The following is an 18,865-nucleotide window of genomic DNA, read 5'->3' as shown; positions in this document are numbered from 1 at the left end:
TTTTTTGTTGTTACATAATGTAGTTTCATTTATCGTACTTTTTTAAATAGCATAATGAATGCTCCTTTTTTCTTTTTCCAATAATAAGTTTGAAAATGCATAGGCGAATTTATTGTATAAAAAAGTCAGTTGGCGTATAATTAAATCAAAGGTCAAAGAAAGTCAAACGTTTGGAGGGCTGTAAAGATGGACTTAAATCAAATGACAACAAAAACACAAGAGGCGATTATGAGTGCCCAATCTTTAGCGGTATCTCATCATCATCAAGAAGTAGATACTGTTCATCTCTTGTTTACATTATTAGAAGAGCAAGATGGGTTAGCAGTGCGTATTTTTCAAAAAATGAATGTCGATATAGAAGCGTTAAAGCAAGGCGCCGAAAGTTTAATTAAGAAAAAGCCTTCTGTAACGGGAAGCGGTGCAGAAGTAGGCAAATTATATATAACAGGTGCTCTGCAACAACTATTTGTAAGAGCAGGAAAAGAAGCAGAGAAATTGCAAGATGACTACATTTCAGTGGAACATGTATTGCTTGCTTTTTCTGAAGAAAAAGGCGATATCAATCAATTATTTACAAGATTTCATATTACGAAAGATAACTTATTACAGTCTTTAATGACAGTTCGGGGGAATCAAAGAGTGACTAGTCAAAATCCAGAAGCAACTTATGAAGCGTTAGAAAAATATGGCCGTGATTTAGTGGCAGAAGTGAGAGCAGGGAAAATTGATCCTGTTATTGGCCGGGATAGTGAAATTCGACGTGTCATTCGCATTCTTTCACGTAAAACGAAAAACAACCCTGTTTTAATTGGTGAGCCAGGTGTTGGTAAAACAGCAATCGTTGAAGGGTTAGCGCAGCGTATTGTGAAAAAAGATGTACCTGAAGGGCTAAAAGATAGAACGATTTTCGCGTTAGATATGAGTGCGCTCGTAGCTGGTGCGAAATTCCGTGGTGAGTTCGAAGAGCGTCTGCAAGCTGTATTAAATGAAATTAAAAAGAGTGAAGGGCGTATTTTATTATTTATTGATGAACTTCATACAATCGTTGGCGCCGGTAAAACAGAAGGTGCGATGGATGCAGGGAATATGCTAAAACCAATGCTTGCGCGTGGTGAACTGCATTGTATCGGGGCGACGACATTAGATGAATATCGTAAATATATTGAGAAAGATCCAGCGCTAGAAAGACGTTTCCAACAAGTATTAGCAGAAGAACCAACTGTTGAAGATACGATTTCCATATTACGTGGATTAAAAGAGCGTTTTGAAATTTATCACGGTGTAAATATTCATGACCGTGCGATTGTTGCAGCGTCAGTTTTATCAGATCGATATATTTCAGATCGATTCTTACCAGATAAAGCAATTGACCTTGTTGATGAGGCGTGCGCAACAATTCGTACAGAAATTGATTCTATGCCAACAGAATTAGATGAAGTAACGCGTCGTATTATGCAGTTAGAAATTGAGGAAGCAGCTCTTGGAAAAGAAACAGATCGTGGTAGCCAAGAACGTCTTAAAACGTTGCAACGTGAACTATCAGATTTAAAAGAAGTTGCAAGTGGTATGAGAGCGAAATGGGAGAAAGAAAAAGAAGACATTCACAAAGTTCGTGACTTACGTGAACATTTAGAACGTCTGCGCCGTGAATTAGAAGAAGCAGAAGGTAATTACGATTTAAATAAAGCGGCCGAACTTCGTCACGGGAAAATTCCAGCAATTGAAAAAGAGTTAAAAGAAGCGGAAGAAATGGGCGCGCATAATAAACAAGAAAATCGTTTATTACGTGAGGAAGTAAGTGAAGAAGAAATTGCAGATATTGTTTCACGCTGGACTGGTATTCCTGTTGCTAAACTCGTTGAAGGTGAACGCGAGAAATTACTACGCTTAGAGCAAATCTTATCAGAGCGTGTCATCGGACAAGAGGAAGCAGTAAGCTTAGTATCAGACGCGGTTCTTCGTGCTCGCGCTGGTATTAAAGATCCGAACCGCCCGATTGGTTCCTTTATTTTCTTAGGCCCTACGGGTGTTGGTAAAACAGAACTTGCAAAAACGTTAGCGCAGTCTTTATTCGATAGTGAAGAGCAAATGATTCGTATTGATATGTCTGAGTATATGGAGAAACACGCAGTGTCACGCTTAATTGGTGCACCTCCTGGATATGTAGGATATGAAGAAGGCGGTCAATTAACAGAAGCGGTAAGACGTAAACCATATTCCGTTATTTTATTAGATGAAATTGAAAAAGCACATCCAGAAGTATTCAACATTTTATTACAAATGTTAGATGATGGACGCATTACAGATTCGCAAGGACGTACAGTGGACTTTAAAAACACAGTTATTATTATGACTTCAAATATTGGATCTGCTCATTTACTAGATGGATTAGAAGAAGATGGCTCGATTAAAGAGGAATCAAGAGACCTTGTAATGGGGCAATTAAGAGGACATTTCCGCCCTGAATTTTTAAACCGTGTTGATGAAATTATTTTATTTAAACCTCTTACAACGAATGAAATTAAAGGTATTGTTGATAAAATTGTAAAAGAATTACAAGGGCGTTTAGCTGACCGTCACATTACAGTAGAATTAACAGACGCAGCAAAAGAATTCGTTGTAGAAGCTGGCTTTGATCCGATGTATGGAGCTCGTCCATTAAAACGATACGTACAACGTCAAGTGGAAACGAAATTAGCGCGAGAATTAATTGCAGGAACAATTACTGACAATAGTCACGTAGTTGTCGATGTAGAAAATAACGAATTAGTTGTTCATGTGAAATAAAAATAAAAAAGAGTTCGGATAAAATCCGGACTCTTTTTTTAGTGTTGTTCTACTGGCTCGTTTGGAATTGCAGCTGAAATCGCTAGTACTAATACAGCAAGAACAACTGAGAAAATAGACGCTTGGTTAAAGTCGTATGTACCGCCAGTCATAGAGCCGATTACATAGCTCATCATATGTACAAGTAAGAACGACCAAATTAATGCCCAAATGAAACGCATATTTTACACCTCTATTCGTTCAATCTGTCCTTATTGTAACACAATTGAAAAAAGAATATAGAAAAATATTTGTAGATTTTTCAACGCAAATTTGCATTCCGTTCATACATTATAAAAGAGTGGTTTTATATGTTTAGAAAATAAGGCGGGGGAAAAATGAGTATTACGGAACGTTTTTTTTACTTAGAAAAAGAACCATGTGTCATTTATTTACCGGAGAAGCCAAATGGATTTTCGGTTATGCTCCTCGGTGATTACAACTACTTTATTGAGAATGGTACAAGTTTATGGACACAGCATGCGGGAAGATCTTATTTTTTACATGGCCTTATTGAGGAAGGCTACACGGTCTTTTCTTCTAATTTATACGGAAGGCACTGGGGAAACGACCAATCTGTTCGTCTAGCAAAACGTTTATATGATGTTGTTTTGAGAAAAGAGACGTTAAATGCGAAAATGCACATAATGGCAGATGGTATGGGTGCGCTTGTAGCACTTGAAATGATGAACAAATACCCTGAATGTATTCGTTCTGTCATTATGTTGAATCCGTGTTTAGATTTACCAGAATATGTGGAATTTGAGAAAGAGCATAAGTTTTTTTACAAAAGATTAGTGAAGGAATTAAGTTTGGCGTATGATGCCAAAGAGGAAGAGTTAGATTTAAAAATAAATAAGAAATCATTTACGCTTCTTCCATCTTGTGTACCTGTCAAAGTTTTCGTATCAACACAAGAAAAAAGAGGAAGAAAACAACAGTTGCGTAAATATGAGAAAATGAGGCAATTAAATCAATGCGATACTTCTGTCTTGTTCCATCTGCAAGATGTGAAATATAAAATGGTTAGGCAAACGACTGATTTCTTTAAAAAATATGAAGAAGAATTGTGAAGCTCCCATATACATAAATGAGGAGCTATTTGTTTCAAGGAGAAAGGGTTGGTGGTATGGAACGCGTGCTGATAATAGGTGCACTTACGTTTGTAGGTTATCACCTTGTGAATAAAATGATCGTAGAAGAAGTAGAAGTGTATGGTCTTGATTTTGATGAATTCAATAGTATGACCAAAATTAATGAAGAGAAGTTATTGTTAATTGGGCGAAATGCGTTATTTACGTATTATTCGATAAGAGATGAAGATGGATGGAGATTAGTAGAGGAAGAGAGATTCGATACTGTTTACTTTTGCTTATATGAGCCAAATCAGCAATGTGGGTTTCGGAATGAAAGAGTCATATTACAATATTTAAAGCGAATTATAAGAATGTGTGAAGAACAAAAATTGAAGTTAAATTTAATTTCTTCTATTGAAGTAGGTAGTACAGATGAATCGGAAAATAAGCGCATATTTTTGAAAGTAGAAGAAGGATTGAAAAAAGGGGATTTACAATATAGTGTATTTCGAGTTCCTACATTATATGGACCGTGGCAACCGTCTTTTATGATGTATCATCAGCTCATTTTATCAGAACTGGATGAGAAAGAGTGCTATTATGCGAGTGAGGAAAACGGAAGTGATCTACTGTACGTGGAAGATGTATGTGAATACTTATGGGAAAATGGAATGAACGAGCAGCATCTCGGTATATACAATTTGCTTAGTGGTAAAAAATCATTATGGAAAAAAGGTATGAACCTTTTACGCGCGGATGATAAAGTAAATAAAAATAATAACGAAGTAAGAGATGAGGCTATCGAGGTAATTTCGATAAAAAGAAATACTCCGTTAGAATACGGTTTAAATAAGCAACTGGCACACATGAAAAAATATAAAGAGTTATACGAAGGATAGCACGCGTGTTACACTATTGTATGTGAAAGTTTTAATGGAGAGGAAGAGTATAATATGAACGAAAAAAGCATGCAGTTTTTACAAATCGCAATGAAGCATTTACCAGAAGCAAAGGCCATTTTAGATGATAATGGAATTGCGCTTGATATGGAGAAAGCACAACCAGTATTAGAGTTATTGATGAAAGTTATGAACGAAGCATATGAGCTTGGGAAAGCAGATCAACAATAAAACCCTTTCTTTTTGAGGAGAAAGAGGCTCGAACCGTCGAGAGAAGCGGTTCGAGCCTTTTTATATTTCAAAAGAAACAGGAAAGGTATGTTTCTGTTTCTTTTAATAAACAATAAAGTGAATAATGCCTAGCTTTATGTTTTAGCTGAAATATATTCTAGACAAAAATACATTTATGTTTTAAAATTAGTACCAAGTCATAATAATTGATATAAAACGGAGGGCTGCGATGTGAACGTGGGCATTTTAGGGATCGGAAGATATGTGCCGGAAAAAGTAGTCACAAATCACGATTTAGAGAAGATAATGGATACATCCGATGAATGGATTCGTACGAGAACGGGAATTGCCGAAAGACGCATTGCCGATGATACAATAGATACTTCGTATATGGCCGTAGAGGCTGCTAAAAAAGCACTTGAAGATGCAGGGGTTAGCGGAGAAGATATCGATCTTATTTTGGTGGCGACAGTAACACCAGATCGTGCGTTTCCAGCAGTAGCTTGTGTCATTCAAGAAGCGATTGGAGCGAAACATGCAGCTGCAATGGATTTAGGTGCAGCATGTGCTGGTTTTATGTACGGAATGATTACAGCGCAGCAATTTATTCAAACGGGAACTTATAAAAATGTATTAGTAGTTGGTAGTGATAAACTATCTAAAATTGTAGACTGGAATGATCGAAATACAGCGGTACTATTTGGAGACGGAGCCGGTGCTATCGTAATGGGAGCTGTTTCAGAAGGAAGAGGCGTTCTATCTTTCGAATTAGGAGCAGACGGAAGTGGCGGTAAGCATCTTTATCAAGACGAGTATGTTATGATGAATGGCAGAGAAGTGTTTAAATTTGCCGTTCGTCAACTTGGTGAATCTTGTCTTCGCGTGCTGGATAAAGCTGGTCTTACGAAAGAGGATGTGGATTTCTTAGTACCGCATCAAGCGAACATTCGTATTATGGAATCTGCAAGAGAGAGATTAAATTTACCACAAGAAAAAATGAGTATGACAATTGAAAAGTTTGGTAATACATCAGCTTCTTCAATTCCAATTGCAATGGTAGAGGAATTGCAAAATGGACGTATTCAAGATGGTGATTTAATTATACTTGTTGGTTTTGGCGGCGGATTAACATGGGGAGCAGTTGCTCTTCGTTGGGGTAAATAAGGACTGAGAGAAAAAAAGGAGTGTATTTTGTATGGAAAAAAAGAGGGTCGTAATTACAGGACTAGGAGCTGTTACACCGATCGGTACAGATGTTGAAACAGCGTGGGAAAACATTAAAAAAGGTGTATCTGGAATCGGACGACTTACAAGAATTGATCCGGAACTATTTCCAGCAAAAGTAGCAGCAGAAATTAACGACTTTGAAGTCGAGAAATATATTGATAAAAAAGAAGCGCGCCGTATGGATCGCTTTACACAATATGCAGTAGCAGCAGCGAAAATGGCAGTTGCAGATGCAAAGCTTGAAATTACAGAAGAAAACGGACCTCGAATTGGTGTATGGATTGGATCTGGTATTGGCGGTATGGAGACATACGAAGAACAATTTAAGATTTTTACTGAGAAAGGTCCGCGCCGTGTGAGTCCATTCTTCGTGCCGATGATGATTCCAGATATGGCAGCAGGTCAAGTATCAATCGCAACAGGAGCGAAAGGAATTAACACTTGTTCTGTAACGGCTTGTGCATCTGGTGCAAACTCAATTGGTGATGCATTTAAAGCAATTCAGCGTGGTGATGCTGATGCAATGATAACAGGCGGAGCTGAAGCGCCGTTAACAAGTATGGCATTCGCAGGATTTAGCTCAGCGAAAGCATTAACATTTAATGAAGACCCAGCAACGGCTTGCCGTCCATTTGATAAAAACCGTAGCGGTTTCGTAATGGGTGAAGGTTCAGGTATTTTAATTCTTGAAGAATTAGAGCACGCATTAGCTCGTGGTGCTCACATTTATGCGGAAATCGCTGGTTACGGTGCAACTGGTGATGCATTCCATATTACAATGCCGGCTCCTGGTGGTGAAGGCGGCGTGCGTGCAATGCGTCAAGCTTTAGCAGATGCAGGTCTACAGCCAGAAGATATTGATTACATTAATGCGCACGGTACAAGTACGGATGCGAATGAAAAGTATGAAACGATGGCAATTAAAGAAACGTTCGGTGAGCACGCGTACAAAGTAGCAATTAGCTCAACGAAATCAATGACAGGTCACTTATTAGGAGCAGCTGGTGCTGTTGAAGCAATCTTCTCAATTAAATCAATTACAGACGGAGTAATCCCTCCAACAATTAACTATGAAACACCAGATCCAGAATGTGACTTAGATTACGTACCGAATCAAGCGAGACAACAAGAAGTAAATGCAGTATTAAGTAACTCACTAGGATTCGGTGGTCATAACGCAGTATTAGTATTTAAATCGTATAAATAATAGATGAAATAAGGAGTTTTTTCGTAGCATATTACGAAAAAACTCCTTATTTATTTTTACGTCTTTTTCTCCTGTAGCATATACATAAGAAAAAAGGAGGGATAAAGATGGGGGTTATTGAAACAGCTGAATGGCTACATTTATATTATGGACGGCCAGAAAAACTTTGTGAGAAATTTACGAAGTATATTCCGTTGCCAAAAGAAAGGTTGTATCGCTTTTTAATTTCAAAAGGGATGTATCGTCCGGTCATGCATGGGGAAAAGGAAATTAAAGAATTAGAGGAAAAGGAAATTTGGAAAGAGTTGAGCTTGGAGTATGATAAATTGAAAAATTGGTTGAAAGGTCCGGATGTCCCTGTCTTTATTTTATTATCAGATTCCTATAATCGAACTGTACAAGAAGAGTATAACGGTAGGGCTGGATTATCTATGCGTCATGTTATTTTCTTATTCGTATGTGGACGGAATTCGGTGGAAGAATTAAAGGTGTTATTGGCGCATGAATATCATCACATATGCAGGTTACATCAAATTGAGACGAAAGAAACAGAATATACATTACTTGATACGATGATTATGGAAGGGTTAGCTGAGCAAGCGGTAACGGAAAGATATTCAGAAAAAAACAATGCACCGTGGACGATGTATCTTTCAAAAGAAGAGGCTATTTATTATTGGAAAAATGTTGTACATGAAAGAATAAGTATAAAACGAGGAACAAGGGAGCACGACATCTTATTAAATGGATTTCACTCTTATCCAAAGATGCTTGGCTATGCGCTTGGATTTCATATTGTCAAAGATTGTGTAACATTGGAAGGAGAAGATACACTTTCTTTATTATCTATAGATGCAAAAGAAATATTGAATAAAGCAAATACATTTCATATATAAAAAACAGGAGCTCTATTTCCTGTTTTTTTTTAGTATTAATAGAAGAAAAATAATAATTAGAATATATTTCCTTAGGTGGAATAAAGTTAAGAAAAATTGAACATAATGATTGATACAAACAGTAGTGAAGTGAGGGGTAGTGAATGTTATATCTACATGATGTATGGGTAAATTGGTTTGAAGGTGAAGAGAATGGGTATAACGTTTGTCATTTTTACGAATGGCGGAAAGATGATACGATTGAGCTATTAGATCAAGTGCCATTATTAAAAGTAGATGCCACATTATATCATTACATCGAGGACGAATTGTTAGAGCTTCCGCAAAAATTGTTGGAAGACGTACATCATAAGGCTTATATTCGTAAAAATCATGAACGTTTGCAGCAAGAGTATTGCTTTGTTGTTACAGATGGAAAAGGAATTATTGCGATTGATACAATTGGTTACAATGTACCTATTCGTAAAAGCAGACTTATACCACGCCAAGAGCAGATGGTATATGAGATGGTAGAAAACGTACAAGCAGAAAAATATGAGTTCCAAGTAGAAGAAACAGAAAAAGAACACCACATTTTATCACCATCGCCTTTCATTATGAATGGCTTGACTCGTAAAGAAAGACAGCTAAAACAATTATTATTTATGGCGTTAGATCAATTACATACAACGAAAAATACAGCAGAGATTCGCTATTGGTACACAGAGTGGGATCCATCAGCATATGGAACGGTTCAACATATGGAGTTCGAGGATATTTGGGCTAGACTGTATGATGAAGCGAAAGCTGGCTGGTCTGAGAAACATGAACAATTATGCGAGCGTCTCGTAAAAGGACAGCCATTTTTTGAAAAGTTATGGGAAATGGAAAATGAGCAAAAGGTAAATTAAAAAACCGCCAATTGGCGGTTTTTTAATTTTGTAGAAATCCAGCTCCAGCGGCAAGAATGTTCGGTGGCTTCGCGCCTTCCTACGAGGCAAAAAACGCCTCGTAGGAAGGAGCTCCATCCCCCTCACATTCTAAACGAGCCGCTTCCGCTTTATATGTAATCTAGCTCCGGCTCCTAGCCCTTCGCGTCTAAGAACCTTCCCCACGAGAAGGTAAAAAGCACCTTCTGTGGGAAAGAACTTTAGCCGTCAGGGCTAAGCAGTCGCCTCCGCTTTTTATGTTACCTACGTTTTCTGCTTAGTCCCATTGCGTTTTCTACTTTGCGTAGTTGTTTGAATGCAACGCGGTTTGCTTTTTCTGCACCTTTGTCTAGAATTTCGTCTAGTTCTGGTGAGTTGATTAGTTCGTTATATTTGTCTTGGATTGGACGAATTGCTTCTACGACTACTTGAGCCAGGTCGCCTTTGAAGTCTCCGTATCCTTTTCCTTCGTACATTGCTTCAATTTCTTCAACTGTTTTTCTAGAGAATGAAGAGTAGATTGTTAATAAGTTAGAGATTCCAGGTTTGTTTTCTTTATCAAATTTCACGATACCTTCAGAATCAGTTACGGCACTCTTAATTTTCTTTTCAATTGTTTTTGGTTCATCAAGCATACTGATCATTGATTTTGGATTTGGATCAGATTTACTCATTTTTTTCGTAGGTTCTGTTAGTGACATAACGCGAGCTCCTACTTTTGGAATACGAATTTCAGGAATTGTGAACACTTCACGGAAGCGTTTGTTGAAACGCTCTGCTAGGTCGCGTGTTAATTCCATATGTTGCTTTTGGTCATCACCAACCGGTACGATTTCAGTGTTGTAAAGTAAAATGTCAGCAGCCATTAGTGGTGGATATGTAAGTAATCCAGCTGGAACTGAATCTCTACCAGAAGCTTTATCTTTATATTGCGTCATACGCTCTAATTCTCCAACGTAAGCAACAGATTGCATGATCCAACCTAGTTGAGCGTGTGCTGGTACTTCTGATTGTACAAATAAAGTAGCTTTTTCAGGGTCAATGCCACATGCCACATAAAGTGCAGCAAGACTGCGGATGTTTTTACGAAGTTGTACGGGATCTTGAGGTACTGTAATCGCATGTTGGTTTACAATACAGAAATAACAGTCGTGTTCATTTTGAAGCTCTGTAAACTGCTTCATTGCTCCTAAATAGTTTCCAAGTGTAATCGTTCCACTTGGCTGAATACCAGAAAAGATAACTGACATAAGTAATTCCTCCTAAAATTGAATGCGTGATGGGGGAAGAGAAGGCAAACAAAAAAGCCCATTCATCCCAAAAACTATAGGGACGAATGGACCGCGGTACCACCCTAATTATTTCACTACTGTGAAATCTCTCTAATCCATAATAACGTTTGGATATAACGCCAAAGCCTACTACTTTCGGTTCGGTTTGGTGCTCAAAAGCCCATTCCATACTGTACAATTACTTGTTCACACCGACCACAAGCTCTCTGAAATTGCCTCAATATGTACTCTTCTTTATCATCGCATACATATAAATTTATTTATTGTTACTTGAGCTCTTTTAATATGAAAGAACTAAAGTTTTATAACAAAATGTTTTGCTGATTATTATATCATATGGGATAGTGTTTGCAAACTACATCAAAATAGTAAAGCTAATGAGGGTCGAGAACAACCCAAGAACGATACCTGTAATACAAATTGGATATGTCCATTTGAATGAATATGTTTTATAAATACGTTCTTTCTTATCTGTAGGTTCCTCGACTTCTTCAATTAAAGAGTCAATCTTTTTGTTCGTACCAAATACTCTTTGGAATGCGTAAATGGTTACATTGAAAAAACCATTTTGAAATATGTATAAAAAACCGCCGGTAAGAATAAAAAACAGTGCAATATAAAACAAGATGTTGACAAAATTCAACAAAAATTGCGATGAAATGAGGAATGCGCTAATACTAGAAGCGATGATCGCTATGAAAATTAGTATACAAGTATGAAAAAAAACTTTATTCAAAATGTTCCCCTCCGTCAAAATATTACTAGAATTATTATACTATAAAAGCTATAATATGTACCAGAATTAATTTTTTGAAAATTATACGCAATTAAAGGTCTGATTTCAAGATGATGGTAGCAATGTTAACGTATCCCTTTACAAAAAAATAAAAATATAAACATTTTATTAAAAATTTTAACAAAAAAACAAAAAACTATATTCACAATTGTTATATTATATGTATAATGAAAATTGTAGAAACTTGGAGATTATTCTTTCAATTCTACTTTTTAACAGGTGAGGGTACAGGAAGTGCAATTAGGGGGGGCAACACAACATGAAGAAAAAGATACCGTTATTACTTGCATCGACTTTAACTGCAAGTATGTTGCTTGGCGCGTGTAGCTACCAAAAAGATGACGCAAAAGCAAAAGGGAAAGAAGATGCTACGAGTAGTAGTAATGGAAAGCAGATTCTTAATTTAACAGAGTTATCTGAAATTCCGTCAATGGATGCATCATTAGCATCTGATTCTGCATCTTCTACAGCATTAAATAATACGATGGAAGGTTTATATCGTACCGGCAAAGATCAAAAGAGAATGCCAGGAGTTGCTGAAGATTTTCAAAAGTTAGATGATGGGAAGAAATACATATTTAAATTAAGAAAAGATGCGAAATGGTCGAATGGGGAGCCTGTAACAGCAAAAGACTTTGTGTATTCATGGAAAAGAGCAGTAAATCCAGATACAAAAGCGACGTATTCGTACATTATGTTTGATATTAAAAATGCAGAGAAAATTCATAAAAAAGAATTACCTGCTGACCAATTAGGTGTAAAAGCAATTGATGATTATACATTAGAAGTGGAATTAGACAATCCCGTTCCTTACTTTGTTGATTTAACAGTTTATCCGGTATTTTACCCACTAAATGAAAACTTTGTAAAAGCACAAGGTGATAAGTTTGGGTTAGAGGCAAATACAACATTATATAATGGGCCATTTGTTATGAGTGATTGGAAACATGAGCAAAGCTTCCAGTTTAAGAAGAACCCATCATATTGGGATAATAAAACGGTTAAAATCGAAGAAATTAACTTTAATATTGTAAAAAATACGTCAACTGATGTAAATTTATATGAGACAAACTCGATTGATCGTGCGGCTCTAACTTCAGAATTTGTTGATAAGTTTAGACAAAGCTCAGAATTCCACACAAGAAAAGAAGCAGGGGTTGCTTACCTACGATTTAATCAAAGTAATCAATACTTAAGTAATAAAAACTTAAGAAAAGCAATTTCAATGTCCTTTGATCGTGATAACATTGCGAAAGTTATTTTAAATAATGGTGCGATTGGAGCTTATGGATTTGTTGGAAAAGATTTCGTTGAAGGTCCGAATAAAAAAGATTTCCGAGCTGAAAATGGAAAGCTAGTTGAAACGAATCCAAAAGAAGCGAAAAAGCTTTGGGAAACAGCGAAGAAAGAGCTTGGCACTGATAAAATCGAACTAGAATTCTTAAACTTTGATAATGAAGATGCAAAAAAGGTTGGTGAATTCTTAAAAGGTGAGATAGAAAAAAACTTACCTGGTTTATCAATTAAAATTAAACAGCAGCCATTTGCACAAAAAAATAAATTAGAAGATTCTCAGCAATATGATATTGCGTTTGGTATTTGGGGCCCAGATTTCCCAGATCCAATCTCATATTTAGATATGTTTGTTACAAATGGTTCTCAAAATAAAACAGGGTATTCTAATCAGAAATATGATGAGTTAATTCTAAAAGCTAAAACAGATACAAAAGATTTACAAGCACGCTGGAACAACCTTTTAGAAGTAGAGAAGATGTTAATTAAAGAGGATGCAGTTATCACTCCAATCTTCCAAAAAGGTTCAGCATATATAGTAAAAGATGCTGTAAAAGATATTATACCAATCAACTATGGTGGTAGATTAACTTACAAATGGGCATCTGTTGAACAAAAATAATCTTTTTTTCCATCGTTTACAAGGGTATATGCCTATGATGGGCATATGCTCTTATTTTAAAAAAATAAAAGTAAGAATATTTTAAACTATCTTATTGCTTTTGAGAAAAACGGGGAGGTGCTTGACTATGGGACGTTATGTATTAAAACGTTTCGTGTACATGGCTTTGACATTATTTTTAATTACTACGCTGACTTTCTTTTTGATGAAATTACTTCCGGGTTCTCCGCTTAAAAATCAGGAGAAGTTATCACCGGCACAGAAAGAAATCATTCTTGAAAAATATGGTTTAAATGATCCAGTACCAGTTCAATATGCACGTTACTTAGGTAACTTAGCAAAAGGTGATTTAGGGGTATCATTCCAATATGATAACCGTCCAGTAACAGATATGATTGTGGATCGCATTGGACCATCAGCACAACTTGGTTTACAAGCGATTATATTAGGAACATTTATCGGTTTAATTTTAGGAATCGTTGCGGCACTCCGTAACAATACGTGGGTCGATTATGGAGCGACAATTATTTCCGTACTCGGGATGTCGGTACCATCATTCGTATTCGCCGCTTTACTACAATATTTCGTAGGGGTAAAACTTGGTTGGTTCCCAGTAGCGTTCTGGAAAGGACCAGAGTTTACAGTAATGCCTACAATTGCTTTATCGATGGCAGTTATCGCGACAATCGCACGTTTCGCTCGTGCAGAGTTAATTGAAGTTATGCAAGCCGATTACATTTTAACAGCGAAAGCGAAAGGGATTAGCCAAGGCGTTATCATTATCAAACACGCACTTCGTAACGCGTTAATTCCAGTAGTAACAATTTTAGGACCAATGGTTGCAGGTTTAATCACAGGTACACTAGTTATTGAGCAAATTTATGCTGTACCAGGACTAGGGGAACAGTTCGTTAAATCTATTACAGTGAATGACTATACAGTTATTATGGGAACTACGATTTTCTATAGTGCAATCTTCATTTTAGTTATTTTCATTGTCGATATTTTATATGGAATTATTGATCCTCGAATTCGTTTAGCGGGAGGGAAAAAATGATGAAAGATGTACAAAAATTATCTCCAGATTTATTTCAACAAGCCAATCAAAATAATGTGGATAATGAAGTCATTGCCCGTCCAAGCTTAACGTTTTGGCAAGATGTAAGAAGACGTTTGTTCCAACATAAAGGTGCGATGTTTGGTTTCGTATTATTAAGCCTTATTATATTACTAGCAATTTTTGGACCGATGGTAAGTAAACACTCATATAAAGAGCAAGATTTAGGCCGTGCGAAAATGCCGCCGAAAATTCCTGTTATTGAAAATGTTCATTGGTTACCATTTGACGGTACAGATCAATATGGTGTTGATCAATATGAAAAACGTGATATTAAAGAGTATTTCTGGTTTGGTACAGATGATCTTGGTCGTGATTTATGGACAAGAACATGGGAAGGTACACGTGTATCCTTATATATCGCTCTTTTAGCAGCAGCAATTGACTTAGTAATTGGGGTTGCATACGGAGGGATTTCAGCATTTTATGGCGGCAGAGTAGATAATATTATGCAACGTATTATGGAGATTATTAATGGTATTCCATACTTAATCATTGTTATCTTAATGGTAATCATTATGGGATCTGGTATATGGTCAATTACATTAGCAATGGCGATTACAGGTTGGATAGGGATGTCCCGTATCGTTCGTGGACAAATCTTGAAATTGAAAAACCAAGAATACGTATTAGCATCTCGTACATTAGGTGCAACGAATACACAATTAATTGTAAAACACTTAATCCCGAACGTAATGGGACCAATTATCGTAATGACAATGTTTACAATCCCAACAGCGGTGTTTGGTGAGGCGTTCTTAAGCTTTATCGGTTTAGGTATTCAGCCACCATTCGCATCACTTGGTTCTCTTGTTAATGACGGTTATAAATCTATTCAAACGTATCCGCATATGATGTTCATCCCTGCGGTTGTCATCAGTATATTAATTTTAGCGTTTAACTTAATGGCAGACGGATTACGCGATGCGTTAGATCCAAAAATGCGTAAGTAAAAGAGGGGAGAGGCAAAGATGAAAACATTGTTAGAGGTAAAAGATTTACAAGTCTCCTTTGATACACATGCAGGTGAAGTACAAGCTGTACGCGGCGTTACTTTTGATTTGAAAAAAGGAGAAACATTGGCGATTGTAGGAGAATCTGGTTCAGGGAAATCAGTTACTTCTAAAGCGTTAATGGGATTAATTCCGAATCCTCCTGGACGCATTAAAAATGGTGAAATCGTATTTGAAGGTCGTGACTTAACGAAATTAACAGAAAAAGAAATGCAACAAGTACGTGGTAAAGATATCGCAATGATTTTCCAAGACCCAATGACATCATTAAACCCAACGATGACAATTGGGAATCAAATTATGGAAGGCCTTATTAAACACCAAGGAATGAGTAAAGCAGACGCACGTAAAGTTGCTTTAGAATTAATCGACCTTGTAGGTATTCCAAATCCAGAAGCTCGTTTAAAACAATATCCTCACCAATTCTCAGGTGGTATGAGACAGCGTGTAGTTATTGCGATGGCGTTAGCTTGTAACCCGAAATTATTAATTGCCGATGAGCCGACAACAGCGCTAGACGTTACGATTCAGGCACAAATTTTAGAACTTATGAAAGACATTCAGCAAAAAACAGAAGCGGCAATTATTTTCATTACGCATGACTTAGGTGTAGTAGCAAACGTTGCTGACCGAGTGGCAGTTATGTACGCTGGTAAAGTTGTTGAAATTGGAACTGTAGATGAAATTTTCTATAATCCGAAACATCCATATACTTGGGGCTTAATCGCATCTATGCCAAGTTTAGATGGTTCAGAGGAAGAGTTATACGCAATTCCTGGAACGCCTCCGGATTTATTGAAGCCGCCAAAGGGGGATGCTTTTGCACCACGTAACCCACAGGCACTGAAAATTGATTTTGAAATGGACCCACCTTTATTTAAAGTAAGTGATACACACTATGCGGCAACTTGGTTACTTCACGAGCAAGCTCCAGAAGTAAAACCGCCGGCAGTTGTTGAAAAACGTATTCTTCAAATGAAAGCAGGTGAACAACATGACTAAACAACGTGAGAAATTAATTGAAGTAAAAAATGTAAAGCAGCACTTCGACGTGAGTGGTGGTGTTGTCAAAGCGGTTAATGATATTTCATTTGATATTTACCGCGGAGAAACATTTGGTCTTGTAGGAGAATCAGGTTGTGGTAAATCAACAACTGGAAGAACGATTATTCGTTTATATGATGCAACTGCTGGTGAAGTATTGTTCGATGGTGAAAACGTACATGGTAAGAAATCACGCACAGAATTGAAGAAATTCAACCGTAAAATGCAAATGATTTTCCAAGATCCATACGCATCATTAAATCCTCGTATGACAGTAGGGGATATTATCGCAGAAGGTATTGATATTCACGGATTAGCGAAAAGTAAAAAAGAGCGCATGGACCGTGTTCATGAACTATTAAACACAGTTGGTTTAAATAAAGAGCACGCAAACCGTTTCCCACACGAATTCTCAGGTGGACAACGTCAGCGTATCGGTATCGCTCGAGCGCTTGCTGTAGAACCAGAATTTATCATTGCCGATGAGCCGATCTCAGCACTTGACGTATCGATTCAGGCGCAAGTTGTAAACTTACTGAAAAAGTTACAAAAAGAAAAAGGCTTAACATACTTATTCATTGCCCATGATTTATCGATGGTAAAATACATTAGTGACCGCATCGGCGTAATGTACCGTGGTCAAATTGTAGAACTGACAACAAGTGAAGAGTTATATGCGAATCCAGTTCATCCATATACGAAATCACTATTATCAGCAATTCCGCTACCAGATCCAGATTATGAGCGTAATCGTAAACGTATCGTATACGATCCATCGCAGCATGATTACGGTAGCGAAGTGCCAACAATGCGTGAAATTCGTCCAGGACATTTCGTACTATGTTCTGAAGCAGAGTATAAGAAATATAAAGAAATCTATCAATAAAAAAAGAGCCATTCTTCCATTGCGGAAGGAGGGCTCTTTTTCTACTATATAAAATTACTGAACTTGAACAGAAATACTCTCTTCTTGTTCTTCAGGTTTAACTAGTGCGTAACGTTCCCACGCCCTACTTTTCCAGCGGAAGAACATAATAATCGCACGCGTCCATTCGTCGATGGCAATCGCTAGCCAAATACCAACGAGCCCCATATCTAAATGAAAGGCGAAAAAGTAGCCTAGTGGTAAACTCATTAAGACCATAGAGAATGCACCGATTAAAACAGGATATTTTGCATCACCAGCTGCACGAAGCGAATTAATGATGACGATATTCATCGTACGTCCCGTTTCAAGTAGTACACTTAGTAAAAGAACACTTGCGCCTAACCCGATAATGTGTGGATTATCTGTAAACAGTCCCATTAATTGTGTACGGAATGTAATAACGAGAGCGACCATACATAAAGTTACACCAATCGCCCATTTTACACTTTTCCACAAACGTTCGTATGCTTCATCCTTTTCGCCGCCACCAACAAGGCGGCCAATAATAATGGCTGTTCCCATACCAATCGCAATTGCAAATAAATAAGTGAACATGGAAATGTTAGTAGCGTATTGTCTAGCAGCTAATGATTCCGTTCCTAAGTACGTTGCGTAATAAAGGAAGACGATTTGACAAGCTTGATACATCACTTGTTCAAATGCAGATGGAATGCCGATTTTTAAAATTTTTCCAATGTATTCTTTGGATAAAGTGAAGTAATATTGTAATTTCACACGATATTCCATAACGCGGTATAGTAACCAGAAGAAAACAATAAGTGCGATCAATCGACTGATAGCGGAAGAAATTGCAGCCCCTTGTACACCGAGCTCAGGAAAACCAAATTTCCCGAAAATGAGTACGTAGTTTCCAGCGATATGAATAATATTCATTCCGAGTGAAATAAACATTGCTTGCTTTGTAAAACCGTGTACACGGATAATTGCGGCTAATGAGTTAATAATAGCTTGCAGGAAGATAGCCCCTCCGACGATAGATAAGTAGTTTTGTGCATACGTTAGTACATCGCCTTGTAAGTTCATTGCGAGCATCATATGTTTCGAAAATAAAAGAAAACCAGCGCTTATAACGAGCCCAACTATTAAATTTAATGTGACGGCTAATGCTGATATTTTAGATGCTTCCATAAAGCGTTTGGAACCGAGGTATTGAGATACAACGATAGCAGCGCCGTTCCCGATGACTTCTAATACTAAAATCGCAATATGAAGATATTGATTCGCTGCACCAACCCCAGATACAGCATCGTCTGATAATGCACTTAACATGAAAGTATCAGCGATCCCCATCAACATAAAAAGAAAAACTTCTAGAAAAATAGGCCATGTTAATAAGAATAAACTTAATTTCTCTGTCGGCCCATTTTTTGCTTGAATTGCTGTCATGTCCGTCCCCTCTTTACCGATATCTATTTTTAGCAAAATGTATCGTAACATACTTTCTTATCCTTTGCACTCATTTTAGCCTA

At 37.1% G+C, this 18,865-nt stretch carries 17 protein-coding genes and 1 other annotated feature; of the genes, 13 read left to right on the top strand and 4 right to left on the bottom strand.

Annotation, left to right across the window (positions count from 1 at the left end; all coding sequences use genetic code 11):
* Positions 1-186 precede the first annotated feature (186 nt).
* Entirely contained in the window at positions 187-2,787 is a 2,601-nt protein-coding gene (gene clpB / locus C4S65_RS06230) for an ATP-dependent chaperone ClpB (RefSeq protein ID WP_000365378.1), read from the top strand.
* 38 nt (positions 2,788-2,825) lie between these two features.
* Here clpB and C4S65_RS06225 read toward each other — a convergent pair whose 3' ends face one another.
* Complete coding sequence (locus C4S65_RS06225) at positions 2,826-3,008, bottom strand: YjzD family protein (protein WP_001211116.1); 183 nt, start codon at positions 3,006-3,008, stop codon at positions 2,826-2,828.
* Positions 3,009-3,164: 156 nt separating this feature from the next.
* Here C4S65_RS06225 and C4S65_RS06220 point away from each other — a divergent pair, with 156 nt between their 5' ends.
* The 7 genes from C4S65_RS06220 to C4S65_RS06190 all read left to right on the top strand — a co-directional run bounded on the left by C4S65_RS06220 (position 3,165) and on the right by C4S65_RS06190 (position 9,252).
* Entirely contained in the window at positions 3,165-3,899 is a 735-nt protein-coding gene (locus C4S65_RS06220) for a hypothetical protein (RefSeq protein WP_000028706.1), read from the top strand.
* A 29-nt stretch (positions 3,900-3,928) separates the two neighbouring features.
* Positions 3,929-4,801 (top strand): NAD(P)-dependent oxidoreductase, encoded by an 873-nt coding sequence (locus C4S65_RS06215; RefSeq protein WP_103945167.1) that lies wholly within the window; start codon positions 3,929-3,931, stop codon positions 4,799-4,801.
* A 54-nt stretch (positions 4,802-4,855) separates the two neighbouring features.
* A complete protein-coding gene (locus tag C4S65_RS06210) occupies positions 4,856-5,032 on the top strand; it encodes a ComZ family protein (RefSeq protein ID WP_001003335.1) in 177 nt (58 codons plus the stop codon).
* Positions 5,033-5,263: 231 nt separating this feature from the next.
* Positions 5,264-6,196 (top strand): beta-ketoacyl-ACP synthase III, encoded by a 933-nt coding sequence (gene fabH, locus C4S65_RS06205; protein WP_001100531.1) that lies wholly within the window; start codon positions 5,264-5,266, stop codon positions 6,194-6,196.
* Between the two features lie 31 nt (positions 6,197-6,227).
* Positions 6,228-7,466 carry a beta-ketoacyl-ACP synthase II gene (gene fabF, locus C4S65_RS06200; protein ID WP_000412645.1) on the top strand — a complete coding sequence of 413 codons (1,239 nt, stop codon included), beginning with the start codon at positions 6,228-6,230 and terminating at the stop codon, positions 7,464-7,466.
* 107 nt (positions 7,467-7,573) lie between these two features.
* Positions 7,574-8,362: a DUF2268 domain-containing putative Zn-dependent protease gene (locus C4S65_RS06195; RefSeq protein WP_000538198.1), complete on the top strand. Its 789-nt coding sequence runs from the start codon at positions 7,574-7,576 to the stop codon at positions 8,360-8,362.
* 143 nt (positions 8,363-8,505) lie between these two features.
* Positions 8,506-9,252: a YjbA family protein gene (locus C4S65_RS06190; RefSeq protein WP_000966118.1), complete on the top strand. Its 747-nt coding sequence runs from the start codon at positions 8,506-8,508 to the stop codon at positions 9,250-9,252.
* A 278-nt stretch (positions 9,253-9,530) separates the two neighbouring features.
* On the opposite strand, the gene trpS is transcribed toward C4S65_RS06190, so the two are convergent.
* Complete coding sequence (gene trpS, locus C4S65_RS06185) at positions 9,531-10,520, bottom strand: tryptophan--tRNA ligase (protein ID WP_000110995.1); 990 nt, start codon at positions 10,518-10,520, stop codon at positions 9,531-9,533.
* Between the two features lie 75 nt (positions 10,521-10,595).
* Positions 10,596-10,812, bottom strand: a binding site (T-box leader).
* A 105-nt stretch (positions 10,813-10,917) separates the two neighbouring features.
* On the bottom strand, positions 10,918-11,298 hold the full coding sequence (locus C4S65_RS06180; protein WP_061666482.1) for a DUF3899 domain-containing protein: 381 nt from the start codon (positions 11,296-11,298) through the stop codon (positions 10,918-10,920).
* Positions 11,299-11,617: 319 nt separating this feature from the next.
* On the opposite strand from C4S65_RS06180, the gene C4S65_RS06170 reads away from it, so the two are divergent.
* The 5 genes from C4S65_RS06170 to C4S65_RS06150 all read left to right on the top strand — a co-directional run bounded on the left by C4S65_RS06170 (position 11,618) and on the right by C4S65_RS06150 (position 17,333).
* Positions 11,618-13,273 (top strand): peptide ABC transporter substrate-binding protein, encoded by a 1,656-nt coding sequence (locus C4S65_RS06170; RefSeq protein ID WP_000727204.1) that lies wholly within the window; start codon positions 11,618-11,620, stop codon positions 13,271-13,273.
* A gap of 127 nt (positions 13,274-13,400) precedes the next feature.
* Positions 13,401-14,330 (top strand): oligopeptide ABC transporter permease, encoded by a 930-nt coding sequence (gene opp3b / locus C4S65_RS06165; protein ID WP_000534165.1) that lies wholly within the window; start codon positions 13,401-13,403, stop codon positions 14,328-14,330.
* Positions 14,327-15,343 carry an oligopeptide ABC transporter permease gene (gene opp3C / locus C4S65_RS06160; protein ID WP_000974098.1) on the top strand — a complete coding sequence of 339 codons (1,017 nt, stop codon included), beginning with the start codon at positions 14,327-14,329 and terminating at the stop codon, positions 15,341-15,343. The genes opp3b and opp3C overlap by 4 nt, the downstream gene beginning before the upstream one ends.
* A gap of 18 nt (positions 15,344-15,361) precedes the next feature.
* On the top strand, positions 15,362-16,405 hold the full coding sequence (locus C4S65_RS06155; protein WP_000854346.1) for an ABC transporter ATP-binding protein: 1,044 nt from the start codon (positions 15,362-15,364) through the stop codon (positions 16,403-16,405).
* On the top strand, positions 16,398-17,333 hold the full coding sequence (locus C4S65_RS06150; protein ID WP_000166354.1) for an ATP-binding cassette domain-containing protein: 936 nt from the start codon (positions 16,398-16,400) through the stop codon (positions 17,331-17,333). The genes C4S65_RS06155 and C4S65_RS06150 overlap by 8 nt, the downstream gene beginning before the upstream one ends.
* A gap of 54 nt (positions 17,334-17,387) precedes the next feature.
* On the opposite strand, the gene C4S65_RS06145 is transcribed toward C4S65_RS06150, so the two are convergent.
* Positions 17,388-18,833, bottom strand: coding sequence for an MATE family efflux transporter (locus C4S65_RS06145; protein WP_003306543.1), 1,446 nt, complete (start codon positions 18,831-18,833; stop codon positions 17,388-17,390).
* Positions 18,834-18,865: the final 32 nt, after the last annotated feature.

The sequence above is a fragment of the Bacillus sp. ok061 genome (genome assembly GCF_900108285.1).
Taxonomy (GTDB): domain Bacteria; phylum Bacillota; class Bacilli; order Bacillales; family Bacillaceae_G; genus Bacillus_A; species Bacillus_A thuringiensis_S.
This window is presented reverse-complemented; position numbering and strand designations above follow the sequence as displayed.

What these genes read in the sequence shown, in the direction of transcription:
- clpB (WP_000365378.1), top strand. Translation starts at nt 187, where the DNA reads ATGGACTTAAATCAAATGACAACAAAAACACAAGAGGCGATTATGAGT.
- C4S65_RS06225 (WP_001211116.1), bottom strand. Translation starts at nt 3,008, where the DNA reads ATGCGTTTCATTTGGGCATTAATTTGGTCGTTCTTACTTGTACATATG.
- C4S65_RS06220 (WP_000028706.1), top strand. Translation starts at nt 3,165, where the DNA reads ATGAGTATTACGGAACGTTTTTTTTACTTAGAAAAAGAACCATGTGTC.
- C4S65_RS06210 (WP_001003335.1), top strand. Translation starts at nt 4,856, where the DNA reads ATGAACGAAAAAAGCATGCAGTTTTTACAAATCGCAATGAAGCATTTA.
- fabF (WP_000412645.1), top strand. Translation starts at nt 6,228, where the DNA reads ATGGAAAAAAAGAGGGTCGTAATTACAGGACTAGGAGCTGTTACACCG.
- C4S65_RS06195 (WP_000538198.1), top strand. Translation starts at nt 7,574, where the DNA reads ATGGGGGTTATTGAAACAGCTGAATGGCTACATTTATATTATGGACGG.
- C4S65_RS06190 (WP_000966118.1), top strand. Translation starts at nt 8,506, where the DNA reads ATGTTATATCTACATGATGTATGGGTAAATTGGTTTGAAGGTGAAGAG.
- trpS (WP_000110995.1), bottom strand. Translation starts at nt 10,520, where the DNA reads ATGTCAGTTATCTTTTCTGGTATTCAGCCAAGTGGAACGATTACACTT.
- C4S65_RS06170 (WP_000727204.1), top strand. Translation starts at nt 11,618, where the DNA reads ATGAAGAAAAAGATACCGTTATTACTTGCATCGACTTTAACTGCAAGT.
- opp3b (WP_000534165.1), top strand. Translation starts at nt 13,401, where the DNA reads ATGGGACGTTATGTATTAAAACGTTTCGTGTACATGGCTTTGACATTA.
- opp3C (WP_000974098.1), top strand. Translation starts at nt 14,327, where the DNA reads ATGATGAAAGATGTACAAAAATTATCTCCAGATTTATTTCAACAAGCC.
- C4S65_RS06155 (WP_000854346.1), top strand. Translation starts at nt 15,362, where the DNA reads ATGAAAACATTGTTAGAGGTAAAAGATTTACAAGTCTCCTTTGATACA.
- C4S65_RS06150 (WP_000166354.1), top strand. Translation starts at nt 16,398, where the DNA reads ATGACTAAACAACGTGAGAAATTAATTGAAGTAAAAAATGTAAAGCAG.
- C4S65_RS06145 (WP_003306543.1), bottom strand. Translation starts at nt 18,833, where the DNA reads ATGTTACGATACATTTTGCTAAAAATAGATATCGGTAAAGAGGGGACG.